The organism is Seongchinamella unica, assembly GCF_004354085.1.
Classification (GTDB): domain Bacteria; phylum Pseudomonadota; class Gammaproteobacteria; order Pseudomonadales; family Halieaceae; genus Halioglobus; species Halioglobus unicus.
Map to the genome: position 1 here is coordinate 222,977 of NZ_SMSE01000002.1, position 17,979 is coordinate 240,955.

16 protein-coding genes are annotated in these 17,979 nt (G+C 61.4%); 7 read left to right on the forward strand and 9 right to left on the reverse strand.

Annotated elements, in window-relative coordinates; genetic code table 11:
• Positions 1-17 precede the first annotated feature (17 nt).
• Entirely contained in the window at positions 18-593 is a 576-nt protein-coding gene (locus E2F43_RS08090; RefSeq protein WP_133211515.1) for a lipid-binding SYLF domain-containing protein, read from the forward strand.
• A gap of 30 nt (positions 594-623) precedes the next feature.
• Here E2F43_RS08090 and E2F43_RS08095 read toward each other — a convergent pair whose 3' ends face one another.
• The 5 genes from E2F43_RS08095 to E2F43_RS08115 form a co-directional block, all read right to left on the reverse strand.
• Entirely contained in the window at positions 624-1,343 is a 720-nt protein-coding gene (locus tag E2F43_RS08095) for a LutC/YkgG family protein (RefSeq protein ID WP_133211517.1), read from the reverse strand.
• Positions 1,336-2,754, reverse strand: a complete 1,419-nt coding sequence (locus E2F43_RS08100; RefSeq protein ID WP_133211519.1) for a LutB/LldF family L-lactate oxidation iron-sulfur protein — start codon at positions 2,752-2,754, stop codon at positions 1,336-1,338. Before E2F43_RS08100 ends, E2F43_RS08095 begins: the two co-directional genes overlap by 8 nt.
• A gap of 5 nt (positions 2,755-2,759) precedes the next feature.
• Positions 2,760-3,527 (reverse strand): (Fe-S)-binding protein, encoded by a 768-nt coding sequence (locus tag E2F43_RS08105; RefSeq protein WP_133211521.1) that lies wholly within the window; start codon positions 3,525-3,527, stop codon positions 2,760-2,762.
• A 55-nt stretch (positions 3,528-3,582) separates the two neighbouring features.
• The gene (locus tag E2F43_RS19030) at positions 3,583-6,750 is read right to left on the reverse strand and encodes a hypothetical protein (protein WP_165954242.1); all 3,168 of its coding nucleotides are present in this window, start codon (positions 6,748-6,750) and stop codon (positions 3,583-3,585) included.
• Between the two features lie 85 nt (positions 6,751-6,835).
• Entirely contained in the window at positions 6,836-8,386 is a 1,551-nt protein-coding gene (locus tag E2F43_RS08115; protein WP_133211523.1) for a peptide MFS transporter, read from the reverse strand.
• 155 nt (positions 8,387-8,541) lie between these two features.
• Between E2F43_RS08115 and E2F43_RS08120 the strand changes: the two genes are divergently transcribed.
• Together E2F43_RS08120 and E2F43_RS08125 are read left to right on the forward strand one after the other, a co-directional pair.
• Positions 8,542-10,248 (forward strand): M28 family metallopeptidase, encoded by a 1,707-nt coding sequence (locus E2F43_RS08120; RefSeq protein ID WP_133211525.1) that lies wholly within the window; start codon positions 8,542-8,544, stop codon positions 10,246-10,248.
• A gap of 183 nt (positions 10,249-10,431) precedes the next feature.
• Positions 10,432-10,902 (forward strand): hypothetical protein, encoded by a 471-nt coding sequence (locus E2F43_RS08125; RefSeq protein WP_133211527.1) that lies wholly within the window; start codon positions 10,432-10,434, stop codon positions 10,900-10,902.
• Positions 10,903-11,005: 103 nt separating this feature from the next.
• On the opposite strand, the gene E2F43_RS08130 is transcribed toward E2F43_RS08125, so the two are convergent.
• Positions 11,006-11,983 (reverse strand): tRNA dihydrouridine synthase, encoded by a 978-nt coding sequence (locus tag E2F43_RS08130; RefSeq protein ID WP_133211529.1) that lies wholly within the window; start codon positions 11,981-11,983, stop codon positions 11,006-11,008.
• 169 nt (positions 11,984-12,152) lie between these two features.
• Here E2F43_RS08130 and E2F43_RS08135 point away from each other — a divergent pair, with 169 nt between their 5' ends.
• The 4 genes from E2F43_RS08135 to E2F43_RS08150 are packed head-to-tail and all read left to right on the forward strand — an operon-like array spanning position 12,153 to position 15,957.
• Positions 12,153-12,401: an OadG family protein gene (locus E2F43_RS08135; protein WP_133211531.1), complete on the forward strand. Its 249-nt coding sequence runs from the start codon at positions 12,153-12,155 to the stop codon at positions 12,399-12,401.
• 29 nt (positions 12,402-12,430) lie between these two features.
• Complete coding sequence (gene oadA / locus E2F43_RS08140) at positions 12,431-14,239, forward strand: sodium-extruding oxaloacetate decarboxylase subunit alpha (RefSeq protein ID WP_133211533.1); 1,809 nt, start codon at positions 12,431-12,433, stop codon at positions 14,237-14,239.
• A gap of 5 nt (positions 14,240-14,244) precedes the next feature.
• Complete coding sequence (locus tag E2F43_RS08145; protein ID WP_133211535.1) at positions 14,245-15,549, forward strand: sodium ion-translocating decarboxylase subunit beta; 1,305 nt, start codon at positions 14,245-14,247, stop codon at positions 15,547-15,549.
• 3 nt (positions 15,550-15,552) lie between these two features.
• Positions 15,553-15,957 carry an acyl-CoA thioesterase gene (locus E2F43_RS08150; protein ID WP_165954243.1) on the forward strand — a complete coding sequence of 135 codons (405 nt, stop codon included), beginning with the start codon at positions 15,553-15,555 and terminating at the stop codon, positions 15,955-15,957.
• A gap of 131 nt (positions 15,958-16,088) precedes the next feature.
• Here the strand turns inward: E2F43_RS08150 and E2F43_RS08155 are convergent, their stop codons facing one another.
• From E2F43_RS08155 to E2F43_RS08165, 3 genes are read right to left on the reverse strand one after another with little or no spacing between them, the layout of a single operon-like run.
• Positions 16,089-16,622 (reverse strand): nuclear transport factor 2 family protein, encoded by a 534-nt coding sequence (locus E2F43_RS08155; protein ID WP_133211539.1) that lies wholly within the window; start codon positions 16,620-16,622, stop codon positions 16,089-16,091.
• A 1-nt stretch (position 16,623) separates the two neighbouring features.
• Complete coding sequence (locus tag E2F43_RS08160; protein WP_133211541.1) at positions 16,624-17,385, reverse strand: pyridoxine 5'-phosphate synthase; 762 nt, start codon at positions 17,383-17,385, stop codon at positions 16,624-16,626.
• Positions 17,382-17,954, reverse strand: coding sequence for a peptidylprolyl isomerase (locus E2F43_RS08165; protein ID WP_133211543.1), 573 nt, complete (start codon positions 17,952-17,954; stop codon positions 17,382-17,384). Before E2F43_RS08165 ends, E2F43_RS08160 begins: the two co-directional genes overlap by 4 nt.
• Positions 17,955-17,979 lie beyond the last annotated feature (25 nt).

A 17,979-nucleotide genomic window follows, 5' to 3' on the forward strand; every position in this document is an offset into this window, starting at 1 on the left:
CCATTCAGAGGTTTAGCATGCAACGACTTTTCAAGCTTACATTCCTGCTTTCATTCCTGATGCTGCTGGGCCAGGGCGCCTGGGCACAGGACAGTTATGACAAGGCCATCGCGGCGTTCAAGTCCGCCGGTGGCAGTGCTGCCTATTTTGACAGTGCCTATGGCTATGCGCTTTTCCCCACAATTGGCAAGGGTGGCATCGGTATCGGAGGCGCCCACGGGAAGGGTCGGGTATACGTGGGCGGGCGCCATGTGGGTGATACCACCATGACCCAGCTCACCGTGGGACTGCAGTTGGGCGGCCAGGCATTCAGCCAGATCATTTTCTTTGAAGACCAGCGGGCATTCCGGGAGTTCACCACCGGCCATTTTGAATTCAGCGCCCAGGCGACAGCGGTGGCGATTACCGCCGGCGTCTCCGCCGAGGCCAATACCGGTGGTGGCGTAGCCGCGGGTGCCAGCGGAGGGCAGAACAATGCCAGAACGAGCCATGGCGGTTACCGCAAGGGCATGGCGATATTTACCATCGCCAAGGGCGGGCTGATGTACGAAGCGGCCCTGGGCGGCCAGAAGTTTGCCTACACGCCGCTGTAGATTCGCGCCAGAACCCTCCCGGCCGCAGCCTTAACTGCCGCCGGGATTTTTTTTGCTGGAGAGAACGTCCAAGGCGGTATCCAGTTGCTCCTGGCGAACCTCGCCGGTCAGGATGACATGCCAGGCCCTGGGTCCGTGAGCACCACAGACGAGCTGCGCCTCGATATCCGCGGTGCTGGATGGTCCGGCAATACAGAACAGGGCCCGGGGTCGCTCGGCTCCGGTGATTGCCGGCTCAAGCTGTTGCCAGAGTGATTCCAGGTCCGGCAGCAACTGGTTCACATCGAGAACCACCAGGTGGTGTTCAGGCAGCAGGTTGTTGCGAGCGGGGTTATTTCTGCCGCTGAGGAATATCGTGGCCCCGGTTTCTGCCACGCCCCACTGGGCATAACTGAGCGCGACGGGCTCGCCCGGTTCAATCTCGCCAAAGCGCGGCAGCACGCCGCCATCGCGCCAGGGCATGGCGGCGAGATGGGGGTCGTTACCCGCCACCAGCCGGTGACTGCGGTAGTGCCGGTAGATGTACTGGCCCACTGCCTTTACTACATCGACCCGCTGGGGGGCGACATCGATGCTGCCCTGGTTGCGCAGGACATTGATCATGAAGGCGACACAGGTGTCATCGTGGGGCAGTTCCGCCGCCGGGGCGACGCCAAAGTCATCCAGTTGTGCCTCGATGGCGGCAGCATTCTGCCCGAGGCTGGCGTGGCGCACCCGGGCCATGATCCGGGACCGGCTCTCACTACTCACGATCGTCCCTCCGGGCCTTGTACTGCTGCATGAAACTCTCACCCTGGGGGCTGGGGAAATCCCGTTGATCGGTCCAGCCCGAGGCGAAAGGGAGCTTGTGGAAGCTGCCTTTCCTGCGTCCCAGTTTATTCAATATCGACATGACTCTGGTGGTCAGGAACTGGTATAGGCCGGGCCTGGCCGCCACCCAGGCGTGCAGGCGTAATCCCATCCGCCAGCGCGGCGAACCGATGTTTTCCTGGCTTTGCTGGTGCCTCAGGTCGCGCAGCAGATCGGGCAGGGGGATATCTGCGGGGCAGACTTCTGCGCAGCGGCCGCAGCTGGTGCAGGCATTGGGCAGGGCTGCTGTGTCCTCGAGCGAGTTGAGCAGCGGCGTGAGCACAGAGCCCATCGGCCCCGGATATACCCAGCCGTAGCTATGGCCTCCGCTGGCGGTGAAGATCGGGCAGTGATTCAGGCAGGCACCGCAGCGGATACATTGCAGCATCTCACGGTAGTCGCTGGCGAGAATATCGCTGCGCTGATTGTCCAGCAGCACAATATGCGTTTCCAGCGGGCCATCAAGCTCGGTTTCCCGGCGGGGGCCCGAATAAAAACTGGTGTAACAGGTTTGCGGTTGTCCTGTCGCGGAGCGCACCAGCAGCCGTTGTACGGCGGTCGCATCCTCCCCTCGTGGCAGTATCCGATCCAGGGTGGTGCAGATGATCAACACCCGGGGCAGGTTGGCACAGAGGTCGCCGTTACCCTCATTGGTCACCAGCATGGAATAACCGGTTTCGGCAATCAGGGCGTTGGCGCCAATGATGCCAATGTCCGCTTGCAGGAAGTGGTCGCGCAGAACTGATCTGGCCTCGCCAACCAGGTCGCTGATGGATTCCAGCTCGCGTTCGCCCAGGGCATGCTTTTCCAGGAACAGTTCCCGTACCTGCTCTTTGGATTTGTGCAACGCCGGGCCGACAATGTGACTGGGTGTTTCTCCCGCCTGCTGGATGATGTATTCGCCCAGGTCGGTTTCGATCACCTCGAGGCCACCGCGTTTCAGGTAGTCGTTGAGGCCGGTTTCCTCGGTGACCATGGATTTTCCCTTGGCCACCTTACGGGCGTCGTGCTGCTGGCAGATGTCGAGGACAATCGAGTTGAGTTCAGAGGCAGAATCCGCGTAATGGACCTGGTTGCCGTTGTTGGTGGCCTCCAGTTCAAAGCGCGCCAGGTAGTAATCCAGGTTGTCCAGGCTATGCCGGCGAATGCGTTTAACATGCTGCCGCAGGGCTTCGAAATCACCGAACTGTTGTACCGCAGCCTCGCGCACAACCGGGGTAAACAGGGCCATCGCGTCACGTTGTGCCGCCGCCGCTTCGTCCGCCAGCGCAGCTACCGCTTTACGGGTGAAATGTTGGCTTTGCAATTCCACCGGAACTACTCTCCCTCGCCGATAGCGGGGGAATAAAGTTCGCCAGCCAGGATTTCCGCGACATGCCGGACTTCAATATCGATGCCCTGGCGGCGGGCACGGCCGGCGATGCTCAGCAGGCAGCCGAGATCGCCGCCGGCGAGCATGGCGGCACCGGTAGCGGTGGCGTTGCGCAGTTTGTCGTCGGTCATTTTCGCGGAAATTTCCGGCATCTTGGCGCAGAATGTGCCGCCAAAACCGCAGCAGACCTCAGTTTGTTGCATCTCCCTGACTTCGACCTGGCACAGTTTGCGCAGTAGTTCCCGGGGTTGTTCCCTGATGCCCAGCTCGCGCAGGCCGGCACAACTGTCGTGGTAGGTGATGGTCGGTAGTTCGGTCATCACCGCAGGGGCTTTGTCCAGTTGGACGACGTCAGAGAGGAAACTGGTCAGCTCATAGGTTTTTTGTGCCAGCGCCAGGGCCCGTTGCCGCCACTCCCCGTCCAGTAATTTCGGGTAGTGCTCGCAGACCATGCCGGCGCAGGAGCCGGAGGGTGCGACCACGTACTGCGCGTCTTCGAACTGCTCGATAAACTGTTTGGCGAGCACGGAGGCGGATGCGTATTCACCCGCGTTGTAGCTCGGCTGGCCGCAGCAGGTTTGCCGTTGCGGTACATCGACGATACAACCGGCCTGCTCCAGCAGGCGGATGCTGGCGAAAGCGACGGAGGGACGCATGAGGTCGGCAAGGCAGGTGACGAATAGGGATACGCGCGGGGCGCTGGAGTCGCTCATGCTGGTACGGGTCCGGAAGACATGGGCCCCAGTATATCTGATTCACGCCGAGGCTCTAGCCCTGCCAGGGTAGTTGCCCCAGAATCATTACCAGCAGGCCACTGGCCAGGCAAAAACCGACCGCCTGTCCCGCTCGGGCGACGGGGTGGCGGCTTTCCAGTAGTTTGACGAGCACGGTTTTGCGATCAACCCGGACCCCCGCCCTGGCCAGGGGGGCCACCTCCTGGTTGATCGACTTTCCGTCCATTGCCGGCAACAGGGGGGTGCCGGTGAAAATCACCACATCGTCTATCAGTAAAAAGGGACCGCGATACTGGATTCTGGCGCCGCTGGCCAGCTGGTACAGCTGGCGGTGATCCACCACCACCAGGTGGTCGTCCCAGGTACCCAGGTATTCGCGCTCACTGCGCAGCAATAACTGCAGTGCAACCACCGGTCCACACAAGGCCAGCATGGCCCCGACCAGCGTGGCAAGGGATACGCCAAGCCCGATCAGTACAATGATGACAGCCAGCGACAGCACGGCAACACCCACATTGGCATGTCTGAGTTGTTGCTTGCGGGCAGCGACGGCATTGACCCAGTGGATATCGTCGGCAATATCGTCCAGTGGTGCGGCGCCGCGCGCAGGCCGGCTTTTGTAGACCAGGGCGCGTGAAGCCTGCAGGTAGGCGAAGGCGAGGCTGGCGATAACCGTCCCGGTCAGCAGGATCAGGACAACTGACCAGGCTGCGTTCCCAAGTCGACGCTCTGCCGCCCTGCTGTCGATCATACGTTGCAATGAGTCTGACAGCAGTGGAACCTCGGCGTTGCCGGTGGCGCTGAACCGAAGTATCTGCGCCTGTTGGGGATGGTATTGCAGTATCTTGTTACCCCAGTTAAGCAGTTGTCCGGGGCTGCCAGGCAGGGAGCCGGGCAATTGCCTGATGAATGTCCAGTTGGCGTCGAAAAGATACAGCCCACTGTCGCCACTGCCCGGGTTATACAAAGTCACCCACCAGTGACTGCCGCTGGTGGCGAAGTCCCAGACTCGCGTCTGCTCGGCTTCCAGGGCGGCTGGTGGCAGCAGCAATATCTCGTCCAGTTGTTGGCCAAAGGCCTGGTCTTCATAGCGCAGTACCGACACCGCGGGCCCGTCGCTGCCGTTGACAAACAGCAACCCCGCGTCCAGGCGCAGTACCGGGTGGTCAGCAATGGGCCTCGCGGCGTCAGCCATGAGCTCGCCGCCAGCGGCCAGCTTCGCCAGGGCCTGGCCTGCCATATTGGCAACAAACAGCTCGCCCGTCAGTGGATGTACGGTGAGTGCGTCGGGCGCTAGTGCTGGCGCGATGGGGGTGCAAAGCCTTTCGTCCAGTTGGCACTGCCACAACTGCGGTTGTGCTGAGGAATGCTCCAGCGATTTGGCGCTCAACAGCAAATCCCCCGATGGGGTGTATGCGAGGGGAGGGGACAGTGCCGTCAATCCCAGGTCCCTGGCGACGATAGATTCCCTGCTTACCCCGGCACGGTCGTGCAGCAGTAATTCGTTGCCCGCCAGGATAACCAGCTCCCCGGCGCTGCTGGCGGCAACCGCGCTCGGGCCTTCCACGTTCCCGGGCGGTGTAAGACTGACAAACCGCCCCAGCAGGATTAGCAGCAGGGCGAGTGCGGTTATCCCGGTCAGCAGGCCTTTGCGCATTTTTTGCCTGGCAATGGCGGGACGCTCCCTGACCTGGGCAGTATTGCGAAATGGCCGCAGGCGATACAGGTTCGGGGCCGCCGGGGAGTGGCTGGCTTTGCCCGAGTGGTAGGCCGTGTTGCGGCGAGGCAGTTCCAGTCGTGATCTGACACTGGCCTGTGTTGCCTTGATAGCGTTCGATTCAGCGAGCGCCCTGGCGCCGCGCTCGATGGCTCTTTCTTCCAATTCCCGTTCCCGACGCAGAGCCTCTTCCTCTGCCCGGTGGCGCGCCTGCTCCTGTCTGGCCTGCTCCGCCAGTTCCGCTTCCCGTTGCCTGCGCCGGATTTCTTTTTGCTCTGCCTCGCGCTGCTTGCGTTGCGCTTCCGCTGCGGCCTTTTCCTTTGCCGCCGCCTCGGCCGCCCTGCGACGTTTTTCCTGCTCAGCCGCTTTCTTTCGTGCGGCTGCCTCCGCCTTGCGTTGTTTCTCGGCCTGCTTCTCAGCCTTGATGCGAGCGGCTTCTTCGGCCTGGCGCTTTTTCTCCGCCGCCTGCTCGGCTTTGCGTCGCGCGGCTTCCTCGGCCCTGCGTTTGCGTTCGGCTTCCTGTTCTGCCTTGCGCTTGGCAGCTTCTTCGGCCTGGCGCTCTTTCTCCGCGGCCTGCTCGGCTTTGTGTCGCGCGGCTTCCTCGGCCCTGAGTTTGCGTTCGGCTTCCTGTTCTGCCTTGCGCTTGGCAGCTTCTTCGGCCTGGCGCTTCTTCTCCGCCGCCTGCTCGGCTTTGTGTCGCGCGGCTTCCTCGGCCCTGCGTTTGCGTTCGGCTTCCTGTTCTGCCTTGCGCTTGGCAGCTTCTTCGGCCTGGCGCTTCTTCTCCGCCGCTTGCTCGGCTTTGCGTCGCGCGGCTTCCTCGGCCCTGCGTTTGCGTTCGGCTTCCTGTTCTGCCTTGCGCTGGGCAGCTTCTTCGGCCTGGCGCTTCTTCTCTGCCGCCTGCTCGGCTTTGCGTCGCGCGGCTTCCTCGGCGCTGCGTTTGCGTTCGGCTTCCTGTTCTGCCTTGCGCTGGGCAGCTTCTTCGGCCTGGCGCTTCTTCTCCGCCGCCTGCTCGGCTTTGTGTCGCGCGGCTTCCTCGGCGCTGCGTTTGCGTTCGGCTTCCTGTTCTGCCTTGCGCTGGGCAGCTTCTTCGGCCTGGCGCTTTTTCTCCGCGGCCTGGTTGCTGGCCTCCTTTCGCTGCTGCGCTTCCCGGTTTCTTCTCTGCAGTGCCTCGCGCTCGGCCTGCTGCCTGGCGATTTCCCAGTCGGATTCGGTGTTGTTGCTGTTGCTGGCGGGTTCGGCCAGGGGTACCTCGCCGGTCACCTTGACCAACTCGGCCTCGACGCCCAGTTTGTGGAGTTTGTGGTAGTACTCGCCTGCGACTTTGCGATCGAGGTTGCGACGCAGAATGATTGTTTCGCCGGTGAAAAAGTGTTCCAGGCGCTCGGGGTCGGTGATATCGAAAAGCCTGGCAAAACGAGCCTTTACCTGCTCCGGATCCTTGCCCGGCAGGATTTCGCCCCAGAACGTGAGGTTAAACCTGTTCACCTCGCGTCAATGTCCCCTGTTTGTTCTAGTTTATGGTTTCAATGTAAGGGGATAGAGGCGACTTTGCCAAGACTTGATCTGGTGATTAGTGCACTCCGTGCATCATCTTGCGCAGCAGCGGGGATAACAGCAACAGCAGAACCGCAAAACCAAGGCCGAAATACAGCAGATCACTGAACAGGGTGGTGTAGCTCGCCAGGGCTGCGTTTACGTCGCTGACACTGCCACCGCTGGTTTCGATAGCGGCGAGCTTGGACAATTGGGCGGCGACAAATTCGGAATAGGCTGTCGCCAGGAACCAGGCGCCCATCATCACCCCGACCACGCGGGGAACCGCCAGCTTGGTAACAGCGGAGAGGCCGACCGGCGAAAGGCACAGTTCGCCGCTGGTGTGCAACAGGTAGGCCAGCACCATCCAGTAGCCGGTAACCATGCCTGCCTGATCTGGGTTGGCGGCGCCCAGTACCAGCGCACCAAAGCCAAGGCCCGCCTGGCCAATACCGAGGGCGAACTTAACCGGCGTGCTGGGTTCCAACCCCCGGCGCCCCAGCGCAGTCCACAGCCAGGCGAAAATCGGCGCAAGCAGGAAAATAAACAGGGAGTTGAGGGAACCGTACTGCGCGGCGGTGAGCTCCAGGCCAACGATTTTGCGGTCCATCACCCTGTCTGCGAACAGCGTCATGGAGCCCGCGGCCTGCTCGAACAGTGCCCAGAACACAACGGTGGACAGGGTCAGTATCACCAGGGCGATCATTCGCTGCCGCTCGACGACGTCACACTGGGTCGTCACAAACCAGGTCAGACCCAGCAGCACGGCGACTGACATGAGGTTGAGGGTCAGGCCCACGGCTGCGTGGAATTGCAGCATTTGCCAGATAACCGCGACACCTGCAATGGCACTCAGGTATATCGTCCACTCGCGGTTGATGCCTATGGGCGACTTTTCTTTCAGTGATTGCGGGTCGTGTGGTTCTGCGTGGCCATGCAGGTGTTTCTGGCCGGTGATAAAAGTAACCAGTCCCAGCAGCATACCAATGCCGGCTGCGCCAAATCCGTAGGCCCAGCCGAGGGTCTCACCAAGGTAGCCGCACAGCAGGGTAGCGGCGAATGCGCCCAGATTGATACCCATGTAGAAGATGGTAAAGCCGGAGTCCCGGCGCGGGTCATCCTCGGTGTATAGCCTGCCCACAATCGTGGAAATGTTCGGTTTGAGAAAGCCGACACCCACGACGATGAGCGCCAGCGAGAGGTAAAAGACCTGCAGGGCGGCGGTGTCCCTGACAATCTGGTCGCCCACCTGGCGCGCCTGTTCACCTTCCACGGCCATACCCAGGTGACCCAGCACCAGCAGAAGACCACCGAAAATGACCGCTTTGCGCATTCCCAGGTAACGGTCTGCCAGCAGGCCCCCGATGACCGGCGTGGCGAATACCAGCGCGGCGTAACCGCCGAGCACATCCAGGCCGTTGGCGTCGCTGAAGAGGTGGTACTTGGTCAGGTAAAGCAGCAGCAGGTACTTCATGCCGTAGAAGGAAAAGCGTTCCCACAGTTCAGTGGCGAAGCAAACGAACAGGCCCCTGGGGTGGCCGAAGAATCCCGTATCCGTGACCGGGTCGACGGCAATACTGGTGGTCATAAGGTTTTCCTGTGTGGCCAGTCCTGCTGGGCAAGGCGGGTGCAGCGCGTATTAAACGCCACAGGCGCCGGCTGAAGCAAACCCTGGGCCGGCCGTGCGAATCGCTGCGATTGTCAGTACCATAACGCTCCTGGTTGTTGTTTTAGGGGATTTTCATGCGAACCACACTGTTGCTGGCCAGCGCGTTGCTGGCACTCACCGCCTGCTCCGGGGAGAATCACCCGTCCAGCCCGCCCGCTGTTGGCGCCGACGTTGCCGCGGTGAGCCCGGACCCGGGAGAAAAGATCAATACAGAGTTGCATCGCCATATCGCTGAACTCGCCTCAGACGCCTACCAAGGGCGGGAGCCCGGCACAGCGGGTGAGGACAAGACCATAGCCTACCTGGTCGGGGAATTCGAGGCCCTGGGCCTGCAGCCCGGCAATCACGGAGACTGGTTCCAGGAAGTTCCCATTACCGCAGTGAAAACCGCCCACGACGCGGTGTTGTCCCTGCGCGGTGAAAACTACACTGCCGATCTCAGCTTCGGTGATGAGATGGTGGTGTTCACCCAGCGACAGGTGCCGGTTGCCGAACTGGTCGAGTCGCCCCTGGTATTCGCCGGCTATGGTATTAACGCCCCGGAACGCAACTGGAACGATTACGCCGATATCGATGTCACCGGCAAAACCGTGGTCGTGCTGATCAATGACCCCGGTTTTGCGACCCAGGATCCGGCGTTATTCAATGGCAATGCCATGACCTATTACGGGCGCTGGAGCTACAAATTCGAGCAGGCTGCCCGGCAGGGCGCCGCAGGTGTGATTATTGTTCATGAGACGGCCCCGGCCGCCTATGGCTGGGACGTGGTGCGTAACGGCGGTATGTCCGCCAAGATTGGCCTGACGGCCGAAAACAGGAAAGCAGACACCGTGGCCGTGGAAAGCTGGATTCCGCTGGAGCAGGCCCGGGCCTTGTTTGCTGCGGCAGGGGTCGACTATGCCCAGGCCAGCGCCGCGGCAGCCAGGCCGGGCTTCAAGGCATTTCCGCTGGCAGGCATCACTGCGTCGGTGACGCTCAATAACGAGGTCAGCAACAAAATCAGCCATAACGTGGCGGCGCTGCTGCCGGGCAGCAAGTACCCCGATGAAGTGGTGATCTATACCGCACACTGGGACCATTTGGGAGTGCGACCGGGCACCGAGGGCGACAATATTTACAACGGAGCCAGCGATAATGCCTCCGGTACCGCGGCATTATTCTCCCTGGCGAGGATGTTTACAGAGCAGGCGCAGCGGCCTGAGCGCTCGGTCTTGTTCCTGGCGGTGACTGCGGAGGAATCCGGTCTGCTGGGGTCGCGGTGGTATGGTGAAAATCCGATCTTTGCGCTGGACAAAACCGTGGCCAATTTCAACATGGATAATATCGCCGCGGGCCAGATTGGCCCCACCAGCGAGGTCGCGGTAGTGGGATTCGGCAACAGTGAACTGGAAAACTACCTCGCCAGGGCGGCGGAGAAGCAGGGGCGCAAGCTGGTTCAGGAGCCCTTTCCGGAAAAAGGCTTTTACTACCGCTCCGACCACTTTTCCCTGGCACGGGTCGGTGTGCCGGCACTCTACCTGACCCGGTCCACTGCCAGCGAGGAGCATGGTCGCGAGTGGGGCGAGAAACGCCTGCAGGGCTACATCGAGAATCATTACCACAAGCCTTCCGATGAGTATGATCCAGGCTGGGACCTGCGCGGCGCGGTACAGGAAGTGCAGCTGCTCTATCACATGGGCAGCGAGCTTGCCTCCAGTCGCGACTTCCCACAATGGACGGATGGGGTTGAGTTCAAGGCAATTCGGGATGCCATTATGGCAGCGGTCCCCGACCGGGAGTAAAGCCGTATGGACGGGACAAGGAGCCCTGGCTTGCAGACCCGGTAGTCCCCGGGGTTTGTTGCTGCACCTGCCTGCCCGATTGTCGCCCGCAGCCATGCGGGTGGCGCGGTCGGCAATGCCGGACGGGCTCTGACTCGGGCCAAATACACAGTCAGATAAAACTGTGATTTCCGGAGTCAGAAAATGAAGATGTTTACCCGTCTGTTTGGTCGCGTCGGTGGCGACCATCGTGAACTGGATTTTCTCCAGGCCCAGCGCATGGTGCTGGATTACGCCCGTTTCCTTGAGCACTCGGCCCCCATGCCCGGACGGATTGCTGACCAGTCCCGATTACCGCATCCCAAAGCCAGGCTGAAAAGCGCCCTGTTGCTGTGCATCGGCAACAGCTCCGACGAACGCCTGTCGGAGCATCTCAGGGCAGGTTACCTGATGCTCAGTGCATTCCAGCCGGACGTTGGCGAGCAGGCCCTGGGAACCGATTTCACCTCGCTGGATCTGGAGGGCGATATGCTGGATGTCGCCCTGCAACTGGAGCAGGACGACGCGGCCGCAAGTCCGCTGCGCCCCAAAGTGCGCCGCGAACTGGAAGAACTCAAGCAGGAGTTGTATGCGTTGGAACTGGAATTGGCGCAGTCCGAGCGCCTCACCGCCTAGGGCCTGATCACGCTGAATGAGTGGGCCCTGTGGTGACAGAACACGCACCAATCGAGGCAGCAGGGTCAGCTCAGTTAATGTGACCAGGCCCCGGGTCGTTGCGTCAGGCGGCCGTCAGCCGGCAACCCTGGACTGCGGCTTCACTGTGCAGGCATGCTTCTATCGCCTCGGCGTCTCGCAGGCGCTTGATCTTCTCGAACAAGAGGGCCGCGTGAGGGTAATAGGTACGCAGGTAGACCAGCCATTGCTTGATCGGGTTGCCCACATGGCTGGCGTCGTAGTGAGTGAGGGTCAGTTGATAGAACGCCAGTAGCAGCGGAACCACCTGCTGCCACTGCAGCGGGTCCATCTCCTTGCCGGCAACAGTGGCGCGGACCAGTCGCGGCAGGTCGGGACGGCACAGGGCTCCTCTGCCCAGCATCAGATCCTCTGCGCCACTGAGCTCGCGGCAGCGCAGGGCGTCGCTGGTATTCCAGATTTCACCATTGGCGATCACCGGGATGCTGGTGGTCTCCCTGGCACGGGCAATTTCCTCCCAGTAGGCCGGCGGGCGATATCCGTGGCGCTTGGTCCTGGCGTGCACGGTCAGTTCGGTAGCGCCCGCCTCTCCGATACCGCGAACGAGCTCAAGAAACCGTTGCTGGTCCTCGTAGCCGAGACGGATTTTGACAGTGACCGGAATCCCTGAGGGCACAGCCTTCCTTGTGGCAGCGGTAATCGCCGCGACCCGCTCCGGTTCCCGCAGCAGAATCGATCCACCATCGGATTTGTTGACCGTTTTCGCCGGGCAACCAAAATTGAGGTCTATGCCCGGTGCCCCGAGCTCAGCCGCGCGAGCTGCGTTCTCAGCCACCACGGTGGGATGGCCACCCAGCAACTGCAGGTAGACCGGTACCCCTGAAGGCGTCTTGCCGCCGGCCTTCAGCTCCGGGCACAAGCGGTAAAAGACCCGCGCCGGCAGCAGCCGTTCACTGACCCGGACAAACTCGGTGACGCAGCGATCCAGCCCCCCCAGGCCAGTGAGCAATTCGCGCATTGTGTGGTCTATCACCCCCTCCATGGGGGCCAGCATGAGTCTCATGGCGTCTCAACCGGGTTGTCTGGCGGCGGATTATACGCCAGCGGGCCGGGCCCCTCCATCGCTTAAGTGCCCCGGGGAGATGGCAACCAGCCCGCAGCTGCTTTATAGTTGGGGCATTCTTGCTCCGCCCGACAGGTGGAGCTCAGTCGGGACTTGCGAGTAGGGACAAATGCAACAGGATATTGTGGCGCAGGGTGTGGAGCTAATGCTGTTTGGCATGGGCACCGTCGTCGTGTTTCTTGCGCTTCTGGTCGTGGCAACCAATGCCATGTCGGCTTTTGTCAGTCGCTACTTTCCCGAGACCCAGCCGGCGCCTGTCGCCGGCAGCAAGCCTTCTGCCGCTGCTGCGTCGCCCGACGCAGAGGTGGTTGCCGCGATAACCGCAGCGGTTCATCAACACCGTAAGCGCAAGCCCTGATCAGCAATTTGATGTAAAGAGGTTCCTCTATGGACGAGAGCAAACGCCCTCTGGGTATTACCGATGTGGTTCTCAGGGATGCATCGCAATCCCTGCTTGCCACGCGGGTCCGTATCGACGATATGTTGCCGATCGCAGCCAAATTGGATGAGATCGGATTCTGGTCCCTGGAATCCTGGGGCGGAGCCACTTTCGACGCCTGCATCCGTTACCTGGGTGAAGATCCCTGGGACCGGATTCGCGAGCTGAAAAAAGCCATGCCCAACACCCCGCAGCAGATGTTGTTCCGGGGCCAGAATATTCTCGGCTACCGCCACTACGCGGATGATGTGGTGAGGAAGTTCGTTGAACGCGCAGCCAGCAACGGTGTTGACGTATTCCGGGTGTTCGACGCGATGAATGACATGCGCAACATCGAGGTGGCGCTGCAAGCGGTCAAGGAGGTGGGCAAGCACGCCCAGGGGACCATTTCCTATACCATCAGCCCGGTGCACGACATCGAAACCTGGGTGGCCCAGGGTAAACGCATCGAGGACATGGGCGCCGATTCCATCGCCATCAAGGATATGGCGGGTCTGTTGCATCCCTACGATGGTTATGAACTGGTCAAGCGGCTCAAAGCCGCCTGTGATATCCCGATCCACATGCAATGTCACGCCACCACAGGTCTTTCCACATCGACCATCCTGAAGTGCGTGGAAGCGGGCATTGATAACGTGGACACCTCTATTTCCTCCATGTCCATGACCTACGGCCACTCGCCCACCGAGACCGTGGTCGCCATGCTCAAGGGCACAGATCGCGACACCGGCCTTGATATCCAGAAGCTGGAAGAGATCGCCTCCTACTTCCGTAAAGTGCGCAAGAAGTACGCAAAGTTCGAAGGGGCACTGCGCGGGGTGGATTCACGCATCCTGGTCGCGCAGGTGCCCGGTGGCATGCTCACCAACATGGAAAACCAGCTGAAAGAGCAGGGGGCTGCCGACAAGCTGGACGAGGTGCTGGAAGAAATTCCCCGGGTGCGCGAGGACCTGGGATTTATCCCACTGGTTACCCCCACCTCGCAGATCGTCGGCACCCAGTCGGTGATCAACGTGCTGACCGGCGAGCGCTACAAGTCGATCTCCAAAGAGACAGCGGGCGTCCTCAAGGGCGAGTACGGTGCATCGCCGGCCCCGGTCAACGAGGATCTGCAGGCGCGGGTGCTGGAGGGCGGCGAGCCGATCACCTGTCGTCCGGCGGACCTGCTGGAGCCGGAACTGGAGACCCTGAGCGCCGAGCTGCGGCAGCTGGCCGCCGAGAAGAACATTTCCCTCAGCAAGGGGGACGGGGAAATTGACGATGTCCTGACTTATGCACTGTTCCCCCAGATCGGCCTCAGGTTCCTCGAGAACCGCGGCAACCCGGATGCCTTCGAGCCGGCTCCAGGCGAGGAGCCAGCGCCTGAGGCCGCAGCCACTGCGGCACCCGCGGCCACTGCTCCCGGTGCCGCCGAGGTCTATACGGTGTCTGTCAACGGCAATCGCTACGTGGTGGAAGTCGCCGAAGGTGGCGATGTATCGGCCGTGAGCCCAGCCGCGACCCGCGCCGCAGCGGCGGCGCCAAGCACCGCCACAGCCAGCGCGGCGGAACCCCTGCCAGCACCGCTGGCGGGCAATATCTTCAAGGTGACGGTCAGCCCGGGTGATGCAGTGAACGCCGGCGATGTCATTGTCATCCTGGAGGCCATGAAAATGGAAACCGAGGTTCGGGCCAGTCGTGACGGCACCATTGCCTCGGTGGATGTCAAGGTCGGCGACACAGTCGCGGTCGGCGACACCCTGATCAGCATAAGCTGAGCGCCATGGATAACCTGTTACAGCTTTGGATTTCCTCAGGGCTCGCCCAGATCACCCCCGGGCAGGCCTTTATGATGCTGATTGGCCTGCTGCTGTTGTTCCTGGCCATACGCAAACAGTTTGAGCCCCTGTTGCTGGTCCCCATCGGCTTTGGTGGCATTCTGGCCAACATTCCCGGTGCCGGCCTGGCCTACTCGGCGGTGGAGAATGCCCTGCAGGGGGCCGATCCGGCGCTGCTGCTGGAATTCGCCCGGGTCCTGGGCGTGAGCGCCACCGACAACGTCAAGGAACTGATGGCCGCTTATGACGCCACCGATGCGGCGGGCCACATGGCCGTGCAGCAGTTGGCGCTGGATTCAGGGTTTGGCAATGGCATGCTCTATAACTTCTACTCGGTGGCCATCGCCAGCGGCGTGGCCCCCCTGGTGATTTTCATGGGTGTTGGCGCCATGACGGACTTTGGTCCGTTGCTGGCCAATCCCAAAACCCTGTTTCTGGGAGCCGCCGCCCAGTTTGGCATTTTCGCGACCGTCATCGGTGCCGTGTTCCTGACCTCCATCGGCTGGATGGATTTCAGTATCGCCGATGCTGCAGCGATTGGCATTATCGGCGGCGCCGACGGTCCCACGGCCATTTACGTCTCCAGCGTACTGGCCCCCGACCTGCTCGGGGCCATCGCTGTGGCCGCTTATTCCTACATGGCCCTGGTGCCCATGATCCAGCCGCCGATCATGCGAGCCCTGACCACTGAGGACGAGCGCAAGATTGAAATGGTGCAGTTGCGCCCGGTGTCCCAGCGCGAAAAAATCGTCTTTCCGCTGGTGCTGCTGATTCTGGTGGCACTGTTGCTGCCTGATGCGGCACCGCTGCTGGGTATGTTCTGTTTCGGCAATCTGATGAAAGAGTGTGGTGTGGTGGAGCGACTGTCATCGACGGCCCAGAATGCGCTCATCAATATCACAACGATTTTCCTCGGCCTGTCCGTGGGATCCAAACTGGTGGCCGACAAATTCCTGGACCTGAATACCCTCGGCATCCTCGGTCTGGGTATCATCGCCTTCGGTATCGGGACTGCGTCCGGGGTGCTTATCGCCAAGCTGATGAATCGCTTCGGCAGCACGCCGCTCAATCCCCTGATCGGCTCTGCGGGCGTTTCCGCGGTTCCCATGGCGGCCCGGGTCAGTAACAAGGTTGGCCTGGAAGCCAACCCGCACAACTTCCTGCTGATGCACGCCATGGGACCCAACGTCGCCGGGGTGATCGGTTCGGCGGTGGCAGCGGGGGTCATGATTACCCTTGTAGGCGGTTGAGTGGTGTCGGATTTCAGCCTGACCATCACCCCCCGCTTTTATGAGACGGACGCTCAGGGCCACATCAGCAATGTCACTATCGCCGGTTGGTTTGAGGTCGCAAGAACCGCGTTGCTCGGCAGGGTGCTGGCAGACGACATGAGCTCCCAGGTGCAGTGGCTGCTGGCTAACGTCAATATCGATTACCTGGCGGAAACCCACTTCGGCAGCGATGTCACTGTCACCCTGGAAAAACTGCAGGTAGGTAACACCTCGCTTACCATGAGCTGTGTGATGACCCAGCAGGGCAGGGAGTGCGTCCGTGGCAAGGCCGTGTTGGTGAATATCGACCCGCATGGTCGGGGCAAGTGCACGATATCCGATGAGTTGCGAGGCCAGCTCAGGGCGCTGTTTCCGCAGGAGACGTAGAGCCCGGTAGTCAAGAAGCGGCTATAGACGATGGTTCGATACCTCAGCGCCGACCAGAGAGGAATCGGGTGGGGCAAACCTTTGGGTTTTATGCCTGGCGATTGGAGCCTGCAGCCAAACCTGAACCGGGTCTATCGCTGACCCCATTTGAACAGGCGGAAGAATTCGTATGAGGGGTCATCAGGCCCCGGTTTGCCAATATGCGAGCCCTGCACCAGCGGGTGATCCAGCTGCACGGTGGAGGGCGAGTTAACCGTGGCCCAGTCGGCGACCACGGCCTTGGCGCTGAACTTCCAGATACCGTCGCGTTTCTCGTAACGGTCGAAATAGCGGCCACCGATCAGCAGGTCCATAGGTTCGGCATCAGTGCGAATACGATGAAATGCCAGCACGTAAATTTCACCCTCCGCATAGTCGCCATCCAGGGCGATGTTCAGGTTGGTGATGTTGTGGTGCAGGATTTCCATCGGTGCCTGGATCTCGGGCAGCCGATCGATGAACTCGCTGGCCAGCCCCTTAAAAAATCCGCCGTGATCGTCAGTGGCGTCGGGGTGGTAGAGGGCGCGAAGCCTGGCGTGATCGTGCCGGTCCGAGGCACTGCAATAGGCATACACCAGATCGGTAATCGCCTGCTTGTCGAGCAGTGCCTGCAACCGCGCGTCCATATTACTTCCCCAGGGCCTTCTGGTAAGCCGCAACGGCATTGGCCAGGCCCATGCGGATGGCGTCCACGGTCAACGCGTGGCCGATGGAAACTTCCAGCAGACCCGGAATCGCGGCGAAGCGCGGCAGGTTATCCAGATCCAGGTCGTGGCCGGCGTTCAGTCCCAGGCCTTCCCCGGCGGCCACTTCGGCGGCAGTGACGAAGCGAGCGAACACGGCGTCCACATCCTTGCCCGATTTGCAGGCGTCGGCGTAGGACTCGGTATAGAGTTCGATGCGGTCGGTGCCGGTCTGGGCCGCCAGCCGGATCTGTTCAGGATCCGGGTCCATGAACAGGCTGGTGCGGATGCCCAGCGACTTGAGTTCAGCCACCAGCGGTGCCACCCGGTCTCCGTCGCGGGTCAGGTCGAAGCCGTGATCCGAGGTCAGCTGGCCATCGGTATCGGGTACCAGCGTGCACTGGGCCGGACGTATTTCCCGCACCAGCTGCATAAAGCCCGGATAATCGCTGACGCCTTCACGCTCACTTTTGCGCGGGCCGGTGAAGGGGTTGCCCTCGATATTGAATTCCACCGACAGCATTTCGGCCAGGTCAAAGCAGTCCTGGGCGCGGATGTGGCGTTGGTCCGGTCGCGGGTGCACGGTGATGCCGTCGGCGCCGGCGTCGATACACATCTGCGCATGTTCGGGCACACCGGGATTGGTGGTGTCCCGGGAATTGCGGATCAGGGCGATCTTGTTGAGGTTGACGGATAGCGCAATCACAGGGCGGACTTGCGGCTGACTTCGATAATGGTGATCGGCTCCACGGGCACATTCTGGTGCCCCCCCACCGAGGTGGTGGGGGCGGTGACGATATAGTCCACCACGCTCATGCCGCCGATCACCTCGCCGAATACCGTGTAACCGGGATTGCCGGGTGCCCAGTCCAGGCGCATGTTGTTACGCACATTGATAAAAAACTGGGAGGTGGCGGAGTCGGGGTCGTTGGTGCGCGCCATGGCCACGGTACCGCGCATATTGTGCAGTCGGTTTCTGGATTCGCTGACAATGGGGTCGCGCGTCGGTTTCTCGCTCATATCAGGCAGAAATCCGCCGCCCTGGACCATAAAGTCGGGAATGACCCGGTGGAAAATGGTGCCGTTGTAGAACCCGTCGTCGACGTAGGCCATAAAGTTTTCGACGGTGACCGGGGCCTTGTCGTGGAACAGCCGCAGGGTGAAGGTACCCTCTGAGGTTTTGACATCCACCACCGGGTTCGGCAGGTGGGTGTCTTCAGCGCTGGCCAGTGGGGCCAGAGCGAGCAGGCAACAGGTAATCAGTGTGCGTAGCATGGTGTTCTCCTGGTGGTGATCCGGG